General features: G+C 45.7%; 16 protein-coding genes. 14 read left to right on the top strand and 2 right to left on the bottom strand.

Annotated elements, in window-relative coordinates:
• Window positions 1–3,904: PAS domain S-box protein (locus tag QZ942_RS05460; protein ID WP_292993678.1), on the bottom strand; the 3,904-nt coding region annotated here is incomplete at its 3' end.
• A gap of 882 nt (window positions 3,905–4,786) precedes the next feature.
• Here QZ942_RS05460 and QZ942_RS05455 point away from each other — a divergent pair.
• The 13 genes from QZ942_RS05455 to QZ942_RS05395 all read left to right on the top strand — a co-directional run bounded on the left by QZ942_RS05455 (window position 4,787) and on the right by QZ942_RS05395 (window position 16,408).
• Entirely contained in the window at window positions 4,787–5,470 is a 684-nt protein-coding gene (locus QZ942_RS05455) for a zinc metallopeptidase (RefSeq protein WP_292993677.1), read from the top strand.
• Between the two features lie 154 nt (window positions 5,471–5,624).
• Window positions 5,625–6,059, top strand: coding sequence for a type II secretion system major pseudopilin GspG (gene gspG, locus QZ942_RS05450; RefSeq protein WP_292993676.1), 435 nt, complete (start codon window positions 5,625–5,627; stop codon window positions 6,057–6,059).
• 11 nt (window positions 6,060–6,070) lie between these two features.
• Window positions 6,071–7,255 carry a type II secretion system F family protein gene (locus QZ942_RS05445; RefSeq protein ID WP_292993675.1) on the top strand — a complete coding sequence of 395 codons (1,185 nt, stop codon included), beginning with the start codon at window positions 6,071–6,073 and terminating at the stop codon, window positions 7,253–7,255.
• Window positions 7,252–8,943 carry a GspE/PulE family protein gene (locus tag QZ942_RS05440; RefSeq protein ID WP_292993674.1) on the top strand — a complete coding sequence of 564 codons (1,692 nt, stop codon included), beginning with the start codon at window positions 7,252–7,254 and terminating at the stop codon, window positions 8,941–8,943. Before QZ942_RS05445 ends, QZ942_RS05440 begins: the two co-directional genes overlap by 4 nt.
• Window positions 8,924–9,757 (top strand): hypothetical protein, encoded by an 834-nt coding sequence (locus tag QZ942_RS05435; protein WP_292993673.1) that lies wholly within the window; start codon window positions 8,924–8,926, stop codon window positions 9,755–9,757. The genes QZ942_RS05440 and QZ942_RS05435 overlap by 20 nt, the downstream gene beginning before the upstream one ends.
• The gene (locus QZ942_RS05430) at window positions 9,745–10,296 is read left to right on the top strand and encodes a PilN domain-containing protein (RefSeq protein ID WP_292993672.1); all 552 of its coding nucleotides are present in this window, start codon (window positions 9,745–9,747) and stop codon (window positions 10,294–10,296) included. The genes QZ942_RS05435 and QZ942_RS05430 overlap by 13 nt, the downstream gene beginning before the upstream one ends.
• Window positions 10,293–10,874, top strand: a complete 582-nt coding sequence (locus tag QZ942_RS05425; protein ID WP_292993671.1) for a hypothetical protein — start codon at window positions 10,293–10,295, stop codon at window positions 10,872–10,874. The genes QZ942_RS05430 and QZ942_RS05425 overlap by 4 nt, the downstream gene beginning before the upstream one ends.
• 5 nt (window positions 10,875–10,879) lie before the next feature.
• Window positions 10,880–11,443 (top strand): hypothetical protein, encoded by a 564-nt coding sequence (locus tag QZ942_RS05420; protein WP_292993670.1) that lies wholly within the window; start codon window positions 10,880–10,882, stop codon window positions 11,441–11,443.
• Window positions 11,440–13,740 carry a secretin and TonB N-terminal domain-containing protein gene (locus QZ942_RS05415; protein WP_292993669.1) on the top strand — a complete coding sequence of 767 codons (2,301 nt, stop codon included), beginning with the start codon at window positions 11,440–11,442 and terminating at the stop codon, window positions 13,738–13,740. Before QZ942_RS05420 ends, QZ942_RS05415 begins: the two co-directional genes overlap by 4 nt.
• A gap of 7 nt (window positions 13,741–13,747) precedes the next feature.
• On the top strand, window positions 13,748–14,260 hold the full coding sequence (locus QZ942_RS05410; protein WP_292993668.1) for a type II secretion system protein: 513 nt from the start codon (window positions 13,748–13,750) through the stop codon (window positions 14,258–14,260).
• A gap of 5 nt (window positions 14,261–14,265) precedes the next feature.
• Window positions 14,266–14,649 carry a prepilin-type N-terminal cleavage/methylation domain-containing protein gene (locus QZ942_RS05405; protein ID WP_292993667.1) on the top strand — a complete coding sequence of 128 codons (384 nt, stop codon included), beginning with the start codon at window positions 14,266–14,268 and terminating at the stop codon, window positions 14,647–14,649.
• Between the two features lie 39 nt (window positions 14,650–14,688).
• Window positions 14,689–15,528: a hypothetical protein gene (locus QZ942_RS05400; RefSeq protein WP_292993666.1), complete on the top strand. Its 840-nt coding sequence runs from the start codon at window positions 14,689–14,691 to the stop codon at window positions 15,526–15,528.
• A 310-nt stretch (window positions 15,529–15,838) separates the two neighbouring features.
• Window positions 15,839–16,408, top strand: a complete 570-nt coding sequence (locus tag QZ942_RS05395) for a PEP-CTERM sorting domain-containing protein (RefSeq protein WP_292993665.1) — start codon at window positions 15,839–15,841, stop codon at window positions 16,406–16,408.
• A gap of 126 nt (window positions 16,409–16,534) precedes the next feature.
• Here the strand turns inward: QZ942_RS05395 and QZ942_RS05390 are convergent, their stop codons facing one another.
• Entirely contained in the window at window positions 16,535–16,924 is a 390-nt protein-coding gene (locus QZ942_RS05390; RefSeq protein ID WP_292993664.1) for a RidA family protein, read from the bottom strand.
• Window positions 16,925–17,040: 116 nt separating this feature from the next.
• Between QZ942_RS05390 and sbcB the strand changes: the two genes are divergently transcribed.
• Window positions 17,041–18,474: an exodeoxyribonuclease I gene (sbcB, locus tag QZ942_RS05385; protein ID WP_292993663.1), complete on the top strand. Its 1,434-nt coding sequence runs from the start codon at window positions 17,041–17,043 to the stop codon at window positions 18,472–18,474.
• Window positions 18,475–19,023 lie beyond the last annotated feature (549 nt).

Raw genomic sequence — 19,023 nt, 5'->3', positions numbered from 1 at the left:
TAGCGGTTAGAGCAATAATCGGCATATCAGTCAGGTGCAAATCTTGGCGAATGTGCTGAGTCGCTTCCAGTCCATCCATTTCCGGCATTTGGATATCCATAAAGATTAAATCGAACGGATGAGACTCTGATGTTCTGAGTAAATCCAGGCATTCAACGCCATTTTGCGCAAGACTCACGGTTATTCCCAGAGTACTTAACAAATCAGAGATCAGTAATTGATTGACTTCATTGTCTTCGGTAATCAGGATATGTGCACCGGCGAATTGCTTGGGAGTAATGCGGGCGGTCTGTTTTCGATCGGTCTTGCCAGTGGTTCTGCTAAAAAGTGCTGCAACAGTGTCAACCAAGCCTAATGGGGTGAACGGTTGGATCAGGACGCTGGTTACTTCTTGCATTTCAGTCTCTTTAGAAAATAGGGAATCCTCTAGATTGTTGCTGATCAGCACGATTCTAGGCCGGCGTAAATCGGGTAGCGCAGCCACAATCGCATGGATGGTCTCGCGATATCCCATATTGGGGAAATGCGTGGTGAGCAACAGCAAATCGAATGGTAAGGAATCGGGATCAGCAAGCTGTTTAAGGACTTCAACATTGCTGCTGATAGCAACAGCGTTCCAGCCCAGAGATTGCACTATTTCCGAGAGTACCGCACGGGTTGTAGCATGATCATCAATAATCATCACCTTAAGCGACCGAAGCGGATCGGGGATGGATACCCAGGGATCCTGGTGATGGTCTATCCGATGCAATTGAACCGTACAATGAAACCGGCTGCCTTTGCCATAGTGACTTTCGGCCACGATATCACCGTTCATTTGCTGGGCTAGCCGATGTGAGATGGACAAGCCTAAACCGGTACCGCCAAAACGGCGTGTAATGGAACTATCGGCTTGCGAAAAAGCTTTGAAAAGATCCGCCATTTGCTCACTGGTCATGCCGATGCCACTGTCAGTTACGCTGAAAGCAAGGGTGACCGTTTCAGAATCTTCGCTGTTCTCAATAGTGATGCGGATAATCACTTCACCTTGGTCAGTGAACTTAATCGCATTGTTAGTAAGATTGACGAATATCTGACTCAACCGTAACGGGTCGCCGGTAAAATGCCTGGGGACATTCGGCGCGACATAAAAAAGCACATCGATAGCTTTGTCTTTTGCTGCTACTGAAGCCATTGCCGATAGATTTTCCAGGATATTATTCAAATCGAATGGAATGTTATCCAATTCGATTTTATTTGCCTCGATCTTGGAATAATCCAAAATGTCGTTAATGACACCTAACAGAATCTTCGAAGACCCTTCAATGTTGCGTAAATAGGCACTTTGCTGGGAGTCAAGCGAGCTTTTGCTCAACAGATAAGCCATGCCCAGTACGGCATTCATCGGTGTGCGAATTTCATGTGACATCATGGCTAAGAAGCGGGTTTTGGCAATGCTGGCAGCTTCTGCTTGCTGACGTGCGTGTATCAGCATGGTTTCGCGTTCTTTCCGGCTGGTAATGTCCTGATGGGTTCCAAACATCATTAACGGCTTGCCGTCATCTGTCCAGCTCGATACTCTGCCACGATCCAGCACCCAGATCCAATGACCTGCTCTGTGCTGCATTCGTGCTTCACATTCGTAATAGGGAATTTTCCCGGAGAAATGATCGTTAAGGAGTGCTTCGGATTGCTTTAAGTCATCCGGGTGAGCAAACTTGAGCCATGTTTCAATGGATGCGGGTGCAAGTTCATCAAGGGTGTGGCCGATTATCTCTGCCCAGCGCTGGTTGAAAATAACCTCACCGGTTTGCACATTCCATTCCCAGGTACCGATATGCGTTCCTTCAATGATATTGGATAAGCGCAGGCGTTGGTATTCCAGTTCCTTACTCTGTTGTTTGCGACTGGTAATGTCGCGCGATGAGGCATAAATCAGTTTCTTTCCTGAGATCTCCAGCCTTCTGGCGTTGATTTCAACATCAAAAATAGTGCCGTCTTTACGCCGGTGAAGCGTTTCAAAAACGCGTGGCGTTTTTGAGACTTCACGCACCGCGCTGATCAGTTTTTCTTTCGGGATCATGGCATCCCAGTCCATTACATTGAGTTGGGCAGTTTCTTCGAAGGTATAACCGAGCATTGTGGCGAATGAGCGGCTAAATTCCACAATATTTCCATCTTCATCCAAAATATGGACGCCATCACTGGCGAGGTCTAGTAAGGCTTCAAATTTTAGGGATATATTTTTTAGTTCCGTGATGTCTGTGGCATAGCCATTCCAGATGGTACTTCCATCATTCTGTTTCTCGGGTTTTGATTGTGCATGTACCCACTTGATTTCATTCTGCGCGGTAACAATCCGGAACTCAGAGTGCCAATCATTCAGTGTATTTGAAGATTCCTGGATCGACAGGTTGAGTGTTTCGGAATCCTCGGAATGAATGAGTGAAAATACTGAAGAAGCATCCGAAATAACATTTTCAGGGAGTATGCCAAAAACGTCTATTATTCCTTTGCTGACATAAGGTAAACAACTTCGCCCATCGGGGAAAAGCTGGAACTGGTAAATAAAGCCAGGAATATTATTGGATAAATCTTCGAGAAATTTATAATTCAGAATCAGTTTAGATTCCAGATTTTTACGTTCGGTGATATCAACAAAAGTGATTAGGATTTTTTTAACGAGTGCTGATGACTCTAATAATGAAACGGTACTGATGACACTAAGTTTTACGCCATCTTTGCGCTGGATAACCACTTCAAGCGGTTCGATATCTGTTTTTTCCAGTAATGCTTTCTCAAGATTCTGAGCGCACGATGTTGTTACCCATTCACGATAGGTGCTGTCGGGATAAGCTTTAAGCCCCCAGTCAGTCAATGTGGGTATATCTTCCTGTACATAGCCAAATAATTTTGTAAATGATCTATTCATGAAAATAATGTTTTCATGCTCGTCGCAAATGGCTTTGGGAATTGGTGACGTATCAATAATTTTGAATAGATTGGCTTCACTTTTTCGCAGTTCTGCTTCAACCAGGTTTCGCTCAGCAAATAGCACACTGACAAACTGCGCCGTGAACGAAATACCGAGGACAAATATGTTCATGTCGAAGATATGTGGATTCCCATCCACGACAAAGGGGCCGAATCCGCGTGATGTCTCAAACAATGCCAGTACGGTAATTCCGCTGCAAATAAGGGATACAACGGCTAATCCGTCTTTTATCGCAATCCATAGCAAAAGCGGCACATAGATAACCAGCGCCAGGGCAATGCCGCCGATAGGCGTGTCGCCGAAAACCAGCCAGGTTGCGGGTAGCATCAGAACAATCGGCACGATCGCGTTTTGGGAGGATTGCAGGATACTTTTGATACGGCCGGGCGAAGAAAAGAGAATCAGTAAAAACGGGGTAACCAAAAGTTGTCCCAAGCAGTTTCCAAACCACCAGTATGCCCAGGCTTGTAAGTAGTTCTGCGATTCTGGAATGGCATTAAAGAAGAGCAGTGTTGCAGTGCCAAAGGTGGCGCTAAATGGCTGCAGAATTAAAAGAACCAAGGCAGCCAGACGGCTGAAGTCATGTGCACTGCTAATTGATGAATCAATCTTCCAGCGTTTAAACACGGTTGCCCCAATGACTGCTTCGATGCTATTGATGGCAGAAATAGTCAGGGATGGCAAAAACTCAAGGCCTGTGCTTAAAGCGAGCGCGAGTTGCCCCAAAAAAATACCTGGCCAAACCCTGCGCCCCAACAGGATGATAGCGGCTAGTGCAATACCTTCAGCCACAAAGAAAACTGGGGTAACAATGAAGTGCGAGACGGTAATTAAAAAGCTAATATGCCCAAAGGTAAAGTACAAGGCAGCTAATACCAGAATCTGATAGATATAATGACGGTATGAAGCTGGTTGATTGCTGCTTAGCATAGATAAATGGCTTATAGATATTGAATAAACAGCTAAAGCCGACTCGAGTGGAAGAATTTGAATAGTAAAGCCATGGACGTAGAGATTATCACGGCAACGATTAAAACAAAATATTCGCTAGAGCTGATCGGTATCCGAGTGTTTTTTCATTTGTAGATAGCTTCAGGTTCTATCCGCACAGTGCTGCGCGAACACTCAAAACCAAACAGAAACTTCGCTGGTGATAGTTGACTTTCCTCCGAATATGCGAGCGCCTTGCTTTTATAAGGTTGTTGTTTCTGTGTGATTTATGGTTGTATCTGTATGATTATTCGTGGTTTGTATTTTCTGATATTCACTGGATTTTGGTATTAATTGCTTCAAAGTGCTTTTTTATCAAGTTATATCCGAGCTCAACAGGTAAAATACTCAATTGAATATATAAATAATGCCATTTGACTGGTCTGATCGGTCAATCAAAAGAATGTATTATGAGTAATCATATAATTTTAGTGCTTTGTTGTGCTGTACTTTCAAGCTTTTTATATTTGAATCGAAGGGCATTATTTTGTGATGTTTCCTAGCGATTGATTCAATACGGAGCGCCTCTAACAGGTTGTTGAAAAACGTTTTCGAGGTAGCCGATGCAAGGCAAAAACAGGCGAAAAAGCGCAGTTTATGCTTAATAAATGAGCATTTTGAGTCTGTTTTTAACACCGCAGCGGCAACGCAGATAGTTTTTCAACGGCCTGCTAAAGCTATTTCTGGGCTATGTACTTAATAGCAGATGATTTTCTTGCGGAACCAATAGTTCGAGTTCGTATCTGAATTGACAGTGAATTCTTTCAGGATGCCTAATTTTTATGCGCTTTCTCCATGCACTGTGAAGCCGCCGAGTAGATTATGCTGTACTTAATATTTGTTATTGCAATGACGGCACTTATTGTCGGGCCGTCTTACTGGGTCAAACATACCCTTAAGAAGTACAGTTACCCCGAAGATCGATATCCAGGTACTGGTGGAGAGCTGGCGCGCATTTTATTGGATTGGGCCAACTTACAAGCGGTTAAGGTGGAGGTGACGGAGCAAGGTGATCATTATGATCCGCTAGAGAAAGCTGTGCGTTTGACAGCGGATAAATTTAATGGCAAATCGTTGACAGCAATTACCGTGGCTGCGCATGAAGTGGGGCACGCAATCCAAGACAGGGATGGTTATTTGCCGCTAAAATTACGTACGCGATTGATACAAATCGCTGCTCCGGCTGAAAAACTGGGTGCGGCTATTCTGATGATGGCTCCTGTCATTACAGTGATTACCCGGGCACCGGTCGCCGGTGCATTGTTTTTTGCCGGTGGCTTGTTAACGTTGGGTACCGCGACGGTCGTGCATTTGATTACTCTTCCGATGGAGATGCATGCGAGTTTTGCGCGCGCACTGCCGATGTTGGAGCACGGTAAATACCTGATTCAAGGGGATGAGCCGCATGTACGCAAAATCCTGCGTGCCGCAGCCTGGACGTATGTTTCAGCCTCGCTCATGACATTGCTCAATATCGGCCGGTGGTGGGCAATTCTTCGACGCTAGCTGTTTCGGATTTGTATGGTTCCAGTATTTATGCTTATATGCAGTCTTGACCCTGTCATATAAGCGACTTACCATGCGAGTATTTGATGGTAACTGTCTATTTAAATACAAGTAAAATAATCATCAGCAATCTCTTCAGTTAAAAAGGACAAATATGATGCATTTGGTTAAACGACAAAAGGCAAAAGCCGAACGTGGATTTACACTTCTTGAGTTGCTCGTTGTGATGGTCATCATTGGTTTACTAGCTGCCTATGTCGGGCCGAAATACTTTTCACAAGTCGGAAAATCGGAAATTAAAATGGCTCAAGCGCAAATCGATGCGTTGGAAAAGGCATTGCATCAATATCGTTTAGATGTGGGAAGCTATCCAGCAACCGAGCTGGGATTAACTGCACTGGTCACACGGCCCAATAATGAACCAAGATGGCAAGGGCCTTATCTTTCAAAATTGCCTCCAGCGGATCCTTGGGGACGCGCCTATGTCTATAAATATCCTGGCGAACGCGCGGAATTCGATTTACTCTCCTTCGGGAAGGATGGGCAGCAGGGTGGTGAGGGTGAGGCAGCTGATATCACGAATTGGTAAGTCTCCAAGTAATGCGTTATGAAGTGAAAGCAGTTTTGTCCGGGCAAGGTACTGTGTACCTTGAACTGGAGGCTAACAGTGAAGAGGAAGCTCGTCTTCAGGTTGTTGAACAAGGCGGAATGGTTTTAAGTATACGGCGAAGCTTTTCAGGTTTTTCACTGAAATCTAAAAGCCATTTTCCATTAGTACATTTCAGCCAGGAATTGCTTTCACTACAAACTGCAGGGCTCAGCCTGGTAGAAAGTATTGAAACCTTGCTCGAGAAAGAACAAGATACCGGTAACCGCAAAATTATCGAGAATATCCTTGCAAGACTTTATGAAGGTGTAACCTTCTCCCAGGCACTGGGAGAGTTTCCCCAAGCATTCCCGCCTTTGTATATCGCAACAGTGCGTGCCAGTGAAAGGACGGGAGATCTTGCAGAAGCTTTAACACGATTTATTACTTACCAAACCCAGATGGATTTTGTACGTAAGAAACTGGTCGGTGCGTCAATCTATCCTGTGCTGTTACTGGTTATCGGTTTTCTCGTTTCTATCTTCTTGCTGGTATTTGTTGTTCCAAAATTCAGTGCCATTTATGACGATATGGGCAGTGATTTGCCCTGGCTTTCGTTATTGCTGATCAAATGGGGGCATTTTGTTCATGAACGTGGCTGGGAATTGGCCATTGCAACGGTGATCCTGCTTGCCGTGACAGTTTACACAGTAAGCCGGCCAGCCTTTCGCGCCAATGTCATGCGATTATTGTGGCGCATTCCCGCAATTGGAGAACACATGCGTGTTTATCAACTGGCTCGTTTCTACAAAACACTGGGAATGCTGTTACGTGGCGGAATTCCGATTACACAAGCGCTGGAAATGGTCAGTGGATTGCTGCAACCGCATTTCAGGCCAAATGTTAAGGCAGCGGCCAAGCATATTCGTGAAGGCAAAACGATTTCCAGTGCTATGGAACTCGAGGGTCTAACAACCGCAGTGGGAAACCGTATGCTTCGCGTTGGCGAGAGAACAGGTTTGATGGGAGATATGATGGAGCGAATCGGTAATTTTCACGATGAGGAAATTGCCCGCTGGGTTGAATGGACAACCAAACTGATTGAGCCACTACTGATGGCGGTTATTGGCGTCGTGATTGGCGGTATTATTATTCTTATGTATATGCCAATATTTGAATTGGCAGGAAGCATCAATTGATCGAAGCATCAATACAATCCGGGAACAAGCAACCGATTGACATCAATCGCCTGGCCGATATCCGGCGGAGAGCTTTCGAACAAGGCATCTCTGTCATCCAGATATTGGAGGAAACCGGCGGTTATACACCCGATGAGCTGGTACAACAGTTAGGAAAACTACTGCATATGCCGGTGCTGGAAATGAAAGCGATCCATGCCTTAATTCCGGCATTTGACCGGTTACCTTTCGCGGAAGCGATCATGCATGAATGTGCATTATTCTGTAGAGACCAGAACTATTTACTTGCTGTCAGCAATCCATTTTCAAGCAAATTGCGTGCATGGGCTGAAGAACGTTTTGATATGGCTGTTGAATGGTATTTGGTGCATCCGGCTGACCTGACCGCTTTTTTTACTCAGCAAGAAAAAACCATGCGTGCCATGGATCAAGTATTACCTTCGACTGAGCTAGACAATATACAGAGCGGCATCGAAGATTTATCGTTAAAGAGTATCAATGCGGGTACCAGCCAGGTTGTTCGGCTAGTGCATTCTACCTTGTATGACGCGCATAAATCCCAGGCCAGTGATATTCATCTGGAAATGACAACCGGCGCCCTCTCGATCAAATACCGCATCGACGGTGTATTAACATCCATTGGTGTAATGCAGGGCGCAGACTTGGCTGAGCAAGTCATTTCCCGTATCAAAGTGATGTCTGAATTGGATATCGCGGAGCGTAGGGTGCCGCAAGACGGCCGATTTAAGATTTCTATCCAGGGGCGGGAAATTGATTTTCGTGTTTCCATCATGCCGAGTATTTTTGGCGAAGACGCTGTTTTGCGTATTCTTGACCGGCAGGCGCTGTCCGACCATATTGAAGGATTGACATTAAATCAACTGGGTTTTAATCAAGCAGCCATTGCGATTATTCGCCGCCTTAGCTCGGAACCCTATGGGATGTTGCTGGTTACTGGTCCAACCGGCAGTGGTAAGACAACCTCGCTGTATGCTGCAATATCGGAAGTGAATCATGGTCATGACAAGATCGTTACCATTGAAGATCCGATTGAATATCAGTTGCCCGGTGTTTTGCAAATACCGGTTAATGAGAAAAAAGGATTGACCTTTGCACGGGGGCTGCGCTCAATCCTGCGTCATGATCCTGATAAAATAATGGTAGGTGAGATTCGCGATGCTGAAACAGCGCAAATTGCCATACAGGCTGCGCTGACCGGGCATCTTGTATTTACAACGGTGCATGCCAATAATGTGTTTGATGTCATTGGACGCTTTTCCCATATGGGCGTGGATCCTTACAGCTTTGTGTCGGCTTTAAACGGGATCGTTGCGCAGAGATTAGTACGTTTGTTATGTGTACACTGCGCAGTGGAAGAACGCCCGGATGACAAACTGATTGCGGAATCCGGAATTTCCGCCGAAGAAGCGAGTCAATTTAAGTTTCGAAGCGGAAAAGGTTGCGGCCAATGCCGGGGAAGCGGGTATCGGGGAAGAAATGCAATTGCCGAGATTCTGATTTTGAATGATGAAATCCGCGAATTGATTGTTGCACAAGAGCCGATACGGCGTATCAAAGAAGCAGCACGAAATAATGGCACGCATTTTCTCCGGGAAGGCGCTTTAGATATGGTCAAGCAAGGATTAACCAGCTTAGAGGAGGCAAACCGTGTCACGATTGTGGCGTGATCAGATTGAAGTTTTTCTGGCGCCTGGACGGGTGGATCTGGTTCGTTCGGCACGGGGTTTTAAGCCGGTGCAATTGGCTAAAGTGGCAGTATTGTGCGAGCGTGTTCCAGGTGTGCCTATTTGGGAATCCGCCTTGCGCCAATTGGAAGAAAAACTGGGAGATGCGGCTAGTACGGAACTGGCGATAACGCTGTCAAATCACTTTGTCCGTTATGTTGCACTGCCGCCGCAAGCAGAAATAACCTCGCCGGAGGAAGTGATGTCCTACGCCACTTTTCGGATGCGAGAAGTTTATGCGGAACGTGTTGATTCTTGGGTACTCAGTGTCAGTGAATGGAGTCCGGTGAATGGCGCGGTTTGCGCGGCAATTCCTCGTGATTTGATGGTGCGGGTGGAAGAGATGGCTGTACGTTATCAATTTAAACTGAAAGAAATCGAGCCTTATTTGGCATCCGCTTATGATCGATGGCAAAAGCTGTTGCGCGGCAATAAAATATACTTTGTTGTGATAGAAAGCGGGCGAATTTGTGTTGCCCTATTGATAAACGGAATTTGGTACAGTATACGTAATCAGCGAATCCTGCAAAATGTGGCGGATGAGCTTCTCGCTGCGCTGGATCAGGAAGCGGTACTGTCTGGAAATAAAGAAGCTGTTGAACTGGTTCATTTGTTTGCACCAGAGCATCCGGATTTAACACTGCCTGAGAACTGTGGGTGGCGTATTGTGCCGATACAAACCGGGCAAATACCTGTACTCGCGCATTATCCAACTGTGCCAACCGATTATGCCGGGATAAATCAATGCCTCGCTTGAGATTAAAATTTCCTGATAATGGACAGTCCGTTCCGCATATTGATTATTCGATGCTGCTTATTGGATTGCTGGTTCTTACCGGCGTGCTTTTGCAATTCCAGCAAATCACTGAAGAAGTGAATTATTGGACTAATCGCGTCGAGCGCTTGGAAAAACAGCAACAACAAAAAAAGACTGCGCCACGTACTCGTGGAACACCGCGGGTCAAAGAATTCAGTCAGGAGATTCGCAAAGAAATCATCCAGGCCAATGCGATTTTGGATCAAATTAATTTACCCTGGGAAACATTATTTGATTCAATCGAAAATGCGGCTACTGAGGAAATCGCGTTATTATCTTTGCAGCCGACCGTGTCTAACCGGACATTACGTATCAGTGGTGAAGCTAAGAATATGTCCGAGTTACTTGATTTTGTAGAAGCATTGGAACGTGAATTGACTTTTGAAAATGTGCATTTGTTAAATTATAAGATTAAACAAGATAATCCACATCGTCCGATTGTTTTTCTTCTGACCGCAGCATGGATTCAGACCTCTTGAAAACTGAAACACTCCAAACACAATTCAATCAACTGGTATTGCTACTGCGTTGGCAGGTAGGGCGCCTTGGTAATATTGGTAAGATCGGCCTAGGCTTAATTGTGGCTACCGGAATCTATTTTTTCTCGGCGGTTTTGCCGCAAGAATCAACTTTGCTGAAACTGCAAGAGCGTGCTGATCTGCTTCAGATGCAGGCATTATCCAAACAAATACCCGGCGAAACGGAAACCGGAAAACAAATGAATGGTGAACAAGCACTGCAAGCGTTTTATGAGTTCTTCCCGCGTATTGATTCATCACCATTCTGGATCCGTGAATTGGTGCAACTGGCTAAAAAACAAGGGGTGGAACTCAGCAGCAGCGAATATCGCCTAGTTAATGAAAACGACGCACGTTTAGCCCGGTATGAGATGATATTGCCGGTAAAAGGCGGGTATTCTCAAATACGCGCTTTTATGGCTGATGCGCTTGAAGCTGTTCCTGCCATGGCAATCTCTGCTATCGCCATTAAACGTGAGAACGTTACCGCTGAAAAACTTGAAGCGCGTCTTGAAATTAATCTTTACTTGAATAAATAAACAAGATGGATCAATCTGAAAAAAAACGAAAATTGATTGTAGGCGGTGCATTGGTTGCAACATTGATCGCCGCTGTGCTGGTTGAAGAGGAAGAAACAGTAATCGATACAGTAGATACCATACAACCGGTCAAACCATCCGGTGATCGAGTAAAGAATCAGGAAAATAATGTTGAGCAACTGGATGTGAGTAAACTGGGCCAAAGAAAATTCAGCTCGCTGGCTGGAGAGCTTTTTGTGCCCACTACTTGGGCACCCAAGCAACCGCAAGCCAATCTGCAAGAACAAGCTGCAATCGCAGCACAGACAGCAAAAGCATCTGCCCCCCCGCCAGCACCAACAGCGCCGCCCCTACAATTTAAATATACTGGTAAGGCAATCGCAGACAATGAAACATGGATTTTCCTCTCTCAGGCAGGGGAAAATCTTATTGCTAAACTGGGTGGGAAAATCAATGATAAATATCGATTGGATTCAATCAATGATGATGCGATTACAATGACTTATTTGCCACTGAATATAAAGCAGACACTCACGATCAATAATAAATTAGCAGGAAATTTTCGATGAGAAGCTGGAGAATTTTAATCCTTAGCATACTGCTTATTATCACAACAGGATGTGCCATCAATAACAAAACATTCGGTACCCGGAATATCGGATTTGATGATGGGCAGAAACTCATTACTGAAGGTAAGTTTGAAAGTGGATTGCAAAAACTCGAGCAAGCAGCGCGCGAAGAACCCGAGAATAGAGAAATTCGTACTGTACTGATACGGTCGCGCGAAGAAGTTCTTGGCAAATTATTTTTTGAAGCGGATAGTTTGCGGTTTTCAGGTAATCTAGAACAAGCTGAACAAGGTTATCAACGCATTCTGAACATATATCCACTTCATGAACGGGCAAAGGAAGGTATCGAGGCATTAAAATCAGAGCGCCGACATATTGTTGCCGTCGATTCTGCGAAGGCATTACTGACACGCAATGATGTAGCCGGAGCAGAAATAATTGTGCGTGCCGTGTTGCAGGAAAATCCCCAGCAATCACATGCCCGTGAATTGATTTCACAAATCAATTCACGCATGACACGTCCTGAGGTATCCGATCTGGCACTGGAATCCGCTTTTAAGAAAGCTTTAACCATGGAATTTAAAGATACCGACTTGAAATCGGTATTTGAAATCATGTCGCGGACAGCCGGTATTAATTTTGTTTTTGATAAGGATATTCGACAAGAAACAAAAATTTCTATTTTTGTTCGCAATAATACGATTGAAGATATTCTCAAACTATTACTGATTACTAATCAACTGGCTTATAAGGTGCTTAATAGTAATTCGTTATTGATATACCCGGGTACACCGGCGAAACAGAAAGATTATCAGGAATTAGTCGTGCGCAGCTTTCATGTTGCCTATACCGATGTGAAACAAATGGTTGCCATGGTCAGAGGTATCGTCAAGGCGAAAGACATCTATGTGAATGAGCAGCTCAATCTATTTATCATGCGCGATACGCTTGAAGCCATCCGGCTAACGGAACGATTGGTGTCATTAAACGATCTGGCGGAACCGGAAGTCATGTTGGATGTTGCCATTCTTGAAATCGCGCGTAATAACGATTTCCTGCTGGGTCCTAAAATTCCTACATCAGTTACATTTAGTGGGTTCGGCGCAACAGCTGCCGCAGGCGCCACTGCAGCTACAGCTGGCCCAACCCCGGCTCTGCTCAATCAGATTGGTTTTGATGGTTTTAAAAGTTTTGGCATGAACAGTCAAGCCGTAATAGATTTTAAACAAACGCTCTCAAATGCCGACATATTGGCAAACCCTCGGATTCGAGTAAGTAATAAAGAAAAAGCAAAGATTCATATTGGTGAGAAGCGACCTTTTTTCACCGCCAATGTTCAGCCCGGCATTAATTCTATCGTTACTTCAACGCCGACTTTTATCGATTTGGGGGTTAAGCTGGATGTTGAACCACGCATCGGTTTAAACGATGATGTCACAATGAAAATTACGCTCGAAGTAAGCAATAGGACTGGAGATCTGCAAGGCCCGAGTGGCGCAACCGCTCCCATCGTCGGAACTCGTACTGCTGAGACCATTCTGACATTGAAAGATGGAGAAACACAGGTATTGGCAGGACTCATTGATAATAGGGAGACAAAATCGGTGGGTGGGTTAGCTGGATTATTAAATATTCCCGGTCTTGACAGATTGACATCCAGTCAAAATATTGGTCGTACAAAAACTGAGATCGTGTTATTGATTACTCCGCGTATCATTCGCAATATTCCCCAACCAACGAACCTGGGAAGCGAATATCATTTTGGCACTGCCAGCGAGGCGGGTAAATTGCCGGTCACCATTAAAAAGACCGCAGCGCAATCACTGTCGATTGCGCCGGCTGGACCGGGGCGTGGTGGTGCAAGAGGCGCAGCTGATGCTTTCGCGCCATCGGATGATCAGATCCCTCCCCCGAATCCTTTTGCCAGTGCTGCTTCGAGCGCAACGGCTACTCCGGCGCTTACACTACAAGCGCCAACCAACGTGGGCTTGGATAAAGAATTTTCGGTTAATGTCCGGCTGGTTGGTGCGAAAGCTACGGTTAATACTGACCTGCAATTAACTTACGAAGCCAGTGTGTTGGAAGCGCTGGATGGCGGAGATAAATCCGGGACACGCACAATCAAGTTAGGTAAAGATCAAACGTCTGGTTTGGCGACGCAGATACGCTTTAAGGTGATTGCAGCAAACCCAGGCGCAACAGAAATTAATATCCAGAATGCGGTCGCAGAAGACCTGGAAAATGGCGCCGCAGTTGAAGTAATACTGCCGCCACCTGCAAGTGTTAATATCAAATAAGCAGGGGATGAAGCATTTACTCGGAATCTCTGGCAAACACAGGGGTTTTACGCTGATTGAGCTAATGATCGTTGTGGCGATCATGGCCATTCTGGCCACAGCAGCGATGCCGTTGCGCGAGCTCATGGTAAAACGCGAAAAAGAGCAAGAGTTGCGCGTTGCCCTGCGACAGATACGCTCGGCAATTGACGCCTATAAACAAGCGGTAGATGAAGGACGTATCACCAAGAAAGCCGATGAATTCGGTTATCCGCCTCGGCTAGAAGAATTGTTTATGGGGGTGCCAGACATTAAAAGTCCGGATAAGAAGATAATTTATTTTCTGCGCCGCTTACCCAGAGATCCGATGTTTGTTGAGCTGGATGTCGCCGGTATAACAGCAACTCCGGCTGCAGACACTTGGGGAAAACGTAGTTACGAGAGTCCCTGGGATAGTCCCAAAGAAGGTGATGATGTTTTTGATGTTCACTCACGTTCAGAAGGCATAGGCCTTAATGGCATTCCTTATCGGGAATGGTGATGGATATGTCTGGCAAGCCGAAGTACAAAGGATTTACACTGATCGAACTACTGGTGGTCATGGCAATCATCGCCACTTTATTAAGTATTGTCGCGCCGCGTTATTTCAATTCACTCGATAAAGCCAAAGAATCCGTTCTACGGCAGGACCTCGGGATCATGCGTAACGCGATTGATCAATTTTATTCCGACTTTGGTAAGTATCCCATCGATCTGGAAGAATTGGTCGACAAGCGATATTTACGCAGCGTCCCGATAGATCCATTCACTGAGAATAACAAAACCTGGATTGAAGTGCCTCCCAAGAATCCAGTCGAAACAGGTGTCTATGATGTTCACAGCGGCCATTCAGGACGCGCATCGGATGGCACGTTTTATGAAGAATGGTAAGCGATCCCAGTTTGTTCGAATTTTGATAGCGAAAGAAGTATGCTGCAGCTAGAAAATGGTTTTGTTTATCTTTGGGCTTTATTTGCAGTTGCTTTAGCTGGGATTGTGATGGCAGGAACGGGACAGGTATGGCAAGCCAAATCTCAGCGGGAAAAAGAAGCGGAATTGTTATATGTAGGTGAGGAATTCCGCAAAGCAATTATGTCTTATTACAATACAGGCACTAAACAATATCCGGAATCTCTGGAAGATTTGCTTCAGGATAAACGTACACCGGCCATTAAACGCCATTTGCGTAAAATCTATACGGATCCGGTAATGAACACAACTGAGTGGGGTATTGTGGAGGAACCTCCACCCGGTAATAACGCAGCAGCCAATAAGACCGCAGCGCCTGGTAATAGCCCTGCGCCTAATAAGAACCCAGCATCCGGTACTAGCGCCGCGCCCAGCAGTAATCCGGCATCCAGTACTAGCCTGGCGCCCAATAATCCGGCCCCCAACAGTACAGCACCAAATAGTAGCTCGGTAACAACCTCCAATATCAGTAAGCGAATTATTGGGGTATATAGCCTCTCTGAAAAAAAGCCGATTAAGAAAGATAAATTTCCTGAGCATTTTGCGAAATTCTCGGAAGCGCTGACCTATCAGGATTGGAAGTTTGTTTATAAGCCGGGCGATACCAGCAGCTCGACAAAGCCAGCATCGACTCCAGCAAAACCGAGTGCGGCTGCACCAACCGCTTCGCCCTTTGCACCACAATCTTCATCGAAGACAAATCCTTCGCCTTCTTCTCCGGGAAATGCTTCTCCCTTTGCACCGCAATCAGCACCGGCTAGCCCCAATGCACCCTCATCGGGTTTTCCGTCGGGGCAATAGCGAGTTTCATAAAATAAGTGTTTTACCTTTCTCAGACACCGGGATAGTGCCAATATGCCGCTGCTCCTGAAGAATGCTTTGAAAGAAGCTATGTTCGCAATCGCACAGAAGAATTTTCTGCGAAATGATATTTTAGAAAAATAAGCAAAATCCTTATTTAGTTGTCGAGAATTTCAGTCTATCCTGCGAGGGTATGTAATTCTAGAATACAAAAATTAGCGAAAGGGGGATTTATTGTGCGACTGCACGAATGATGCAGGGTTTTTCTGTATTTTTCTGTAGTTATTTTTAATGAAAAAGTGAGCTTATGATGAAACCAAAAATTCTGATATCTTTATTTATAGTGGTTTTTGCAGGACTGACGAGTGTTGCGAATGCTGCCGTGACTATCCATTTTGACTCGACAGAATGTCCTTCGTGCACCAGCATGATCCCTGTCGGCGGTGGTGAATGGAGTACTCTTGGACTGACAGTAAGTAATGCCAGCTGGTACTCTGATAGCCGCGACACCTTCGACACCATGGGCTTGACCGTAACCTCTGCCACCAGTCCGGCTGTAATCAGCTTGGCAACCGTCTCCACTGATATGACTTTTGATTATTGGGTAATAGGTGGATTTATTGGTACTTACGAAGCTTTTGATTCCACCCATGGTTCATTGGGAAGCCTTTTGGTTGACGCTACCGGAAGAAGTGATTTGCTAGGCGCCTTTACATTTACAGGTTCCGTCGCATCGTTGGAATGGAGAGGGGCGTCTTCACAAATCTCCACACTGACCGTTTCAGCAGTTCCAATCCCAGAACCCGAGACTTACGCGATGTTGTTGGCCGGATTAGGATTGCTGGGTTTTGCAGCGCGTCGCAGACAGCAAAACGCTTAATCTGAATTTAAGCATTAAAAAAGGAGCAATCTTCTTTTTAGGAAGCTCCTTTTTTATTTACCTATAGCTTTATAGTACAGTAGCTTCCACCCGTTCTAATCAAAAAGAATAATTTATCCCATCAGTTTAAGTTTCGGTGCTGCGATAAGCCGTCACCTGAATTTCAATTTTCATGCGTGGATCGGATAATCCCGCAGCAAGCATCATGGCCGATGGCCGGACCTCTCCCAGATACTTGCGCATGATCGGCCAGCATTTTTCGAAATCCTCGGCTTTGGGAAACACATAAGTGACACGCACCACATCTTTCATGCTCGCGCCTGCTTGTTGTAACGCTGCCTCGATATTTTTAAAACACTGTTCTGCCTGCTCCAACAAATCATCAGAAATAGTCATCTTGCTGTAATCAAAGCCTGTTGTGCCGGAAACCAGAATCCAGTTGTCCTCAACCACTGCGCGCGAGTAACCGATTTCGTGTTCAAACGTGGAGCCCGAGCTGATGAGTTGACGTGCCATATTGTTTTATCCTTCTATTTGATTTAAAAAATTTTGCGTAAGATACCACTATAATTGCGCAATGAGTCAGTTGCAAAGCAAGTTCTTAACCGGCACTTCCAAATCTGTAGACAATAATGGCACTCACACTGTACTGGCATGATTATGAAACCTTTGGCGCCGATCCACGGCGAGACCGCCCTGCGCAATTTGCCGGGGTGCGCACCGATGAAGCGCTGAACGAGATAGGCGAGCCGCTGGTTATTTATTGTAAACCGGCCCGCGATTTCCTGCCGCATCCGGAAGCCTGCCTACTCACCGGAATTACACCGCAGCTAGCCGATGAGAAAGGCTTACCTGAACCGGAATTTATTGCGCGTATCCATGCCGAATTTGCGCAGCCGAATACCTGCGGTGTCGGCTACAATTCGTTGCGTTTCGACGATGAAGTCACACGTTTTACGCTGTATCGCAATTTTTACGACCCGTATGCGCGCGAATGGCAGCAAGGCAATTCGCGCTGGGACATCATTGATCTGGTACGCATGACGTATGCGCTACGTCCCGCCGGTATCGTCTGGCCGCAACATGAAGAAGGGCAACCCAGTTTTCGTCTGGAAGATTTGGTGGCTGCTAACGGAATTCTGCATGAATCCGCGCATGATGCCTTGTCCGATGTGCGTGCTACCATTGCTTTGGCGCGATTGTTACGCACGCAACAATCGCGCCTCTACGATTGGCTTTTTCAACTGCGCGATAAACGTAAAGCCGCAACTCAGCTTGATTTAGCCACCCACAATCCGGTCTTGCACACAACACGCATGTATCCGGCCAAAACCGGCTGCACGTCGCTGGTAATGCCATTGATCTCCGAACCGGGGAACAACAATAGCGTGCTGGTTTATGACTTGCGCCAAGATCCGGGCATGTTCCTGCCGCTGGATGCTGACGAACTGAGTCAATTGCTATTCACCCGCAACGACGATTTGCCCGAAGGTATGCAACGGTTACCGGTCAAATCAGTGAAAATCAACAAATGCCCAGCGCTGGCACCCAGGAATACGCTGGATGCTGAAGCTGCCGAACGCATCGCGCTCGACTTGGATGCGTGTTACCAGCATTGGCAGAAACTATGCGCACAACCGGATTTTTTTCAACGTGTGGCGACCGCATACACCAGCCGTGCGTTTGAACCTTCCGGTGATGTGGACGTGGCTCTGTATGATGGTTTTCTGGACAATGCAGATGCTGCATCACTGGCGCAAATACGGCGTGTTTCACCGAAACAACTGGCGAAAATGCGGTTTGACTTTCATGACCAGCGACTGCCCGAGCTGCTGTTCCGCTATCGCGCCCGCAACTGGCCGGAAACATTGATCCAAACAGAGGCACAACGCTGGGAACAGATGCGCTTGCAGCGGCTGACACAAGGCGAAGGCGGCAGGAGCATTATTTTTTCCGAATTTTCGGTGCAGATTGCGTTGTTGCGCGAGGCGCATAAAACTGATGGGAATGCTGGGCGGATATTAGACGAACTGGAGGGGTGGGGTAAAGATTTGTTGGATTCATAAAAAGCTTGCTACTAAGATTTAAGCAAACAAGCCCGAGTGCTATTGAAAAGAAGTTCGCATTGCGTTCATTTTCCGTTTTCAGTGTCAATAGTGCGATTATGTTTACGAATGTAAGAGTTTCATAGAATTAATATGGAAATTGCGGCTTTTGCGAACAAATCAAACTGCTCAACTTGAGCTTTTTTAATACCCCGTGGTCTTGCCACGGAATTGTTTATTGCTGAGCTGGAAAACATTAACTCTATTCAGTTCCTGCTGGTCGGAAATAATCTTTTCTTGTAATTAGGTTGTGTATTCACTTTAGTTCTCTTTTTATTCAGTATCCATTCAGATTTTGCTTGATATGATGCAAATATTACAAAACATATTTTTAATGGACTGCCTAATGCGCGATGCGTATGAATAGGGTTCAGGTTAATCGTTAAGAATAAGTTTGATTTGTACTGTTTCATTATATTGCGATTGAGGGTGATATGAAAAAATTCAAATTAACTTGCCTAGCTATCATACTTTGTGGGGTGTTTTTAGCACCTCCGGCAGGAGCAGAAG

This window comes from Nitrosomonas sp. (assembly GCF_021731985.1).
Taxonomy (GTDB): domain Bacteria; phylum Pseudomonadota; class Gammaproteobacteria; order Burkholderiales; family Nitrosomonadaceae; genus Nitrosomonas.
Note: the sequence above shows the minus strand (reverse complement) of the source record. Positions and strands in the feature narration are given on the sequence as shown.

Excerpts from the sequence above, each read along its gene's own strand:
- QZ942_RS05455 (WP_292993677.1), top strand. The coding sequence starts at position 4,787 with ATGCTGTACTTAATATTTGTTATTGCAATGACGGCACTTATTGTCGGG.
- QZ942_RS05390 (WP_292993664.1), bottom strand. The coding sequence starts at position 16,924 with ATGGCACGTCAACTCATCAGCTCGGGCTCCACGTTTGAACACGAAATC.
- QZ942_RS05395 (WP_292993665.1), top strand. The coding sequence starts at position 15,839 with ATGAAACCAAAAATTCTGATATCTTTATTTATAGTGGTTTTTGCAGGA.
- QZ942_RS05420 (WP_292993670.1), top strand. The coding sequence starts at position 10,880 with ATGGATCAATCTGAAAAAAAACGAAAATTGATTGTAGGCGGTGCATTG.
- QZ942_RS05400 (WP_292993666.1), top strand. The coding sequence starts at position 14,689 with ATGCTGCAGCTAGAAAATGGTTTTGTTTATCTTTGGGCTTTATTTGCA.
- QZ942_RS05445 (WP_292993675.1), top strand. The coding sequence starts at position 6,071 with ATGCGTTATGAAGTGAAAGCAGTTTTGTCCGGGCAAGGTACTGTGTAC.
- gspG (WP_292993676.1), top strand. The coding sequence starts at position 5,625 with ATGATGCATTTGGTTAAACGACAAAAGGCAAAAGCCGAACGTGGATTT.
- QZ942_RS05430 (WP_292993672.1), top strand. The coding sequence starts at position 9,745 with ATGCCTCGCTTGAGATTAAAATTTCCTGATAATGGACAGTCCGTTCCG.
- QZ942_RS05405 (WP_292993667.1), top strand. The coding sequence starts at position 14,266 with ATGTCTGGCAAGCCGAAGTACAAAGGATTTACACTGATCGAACTACTG.
- QZ942_RS05415 (WP_292993669.1), top strand. The coding sequence starts at position 11,440 with ATGAGAAGCTGGAGAATTTTAATCCTTAGCATACTGCTTATTATCACA.
- sbcB (WP_292993663.1), top strand. The coding sequence starts at position 17,041 with ATGGCACTCACACTGTACTGGCATGATTATGAAACCTTTGGCGCCGAT.
- QZ942_RS05410 (WP_292993668.1), top strand. The coding sequence starts at position 13,748 with ATGAAGCATTTACTCGGAATCTCTGGCAAACACAGGGGTTTTACGCTG.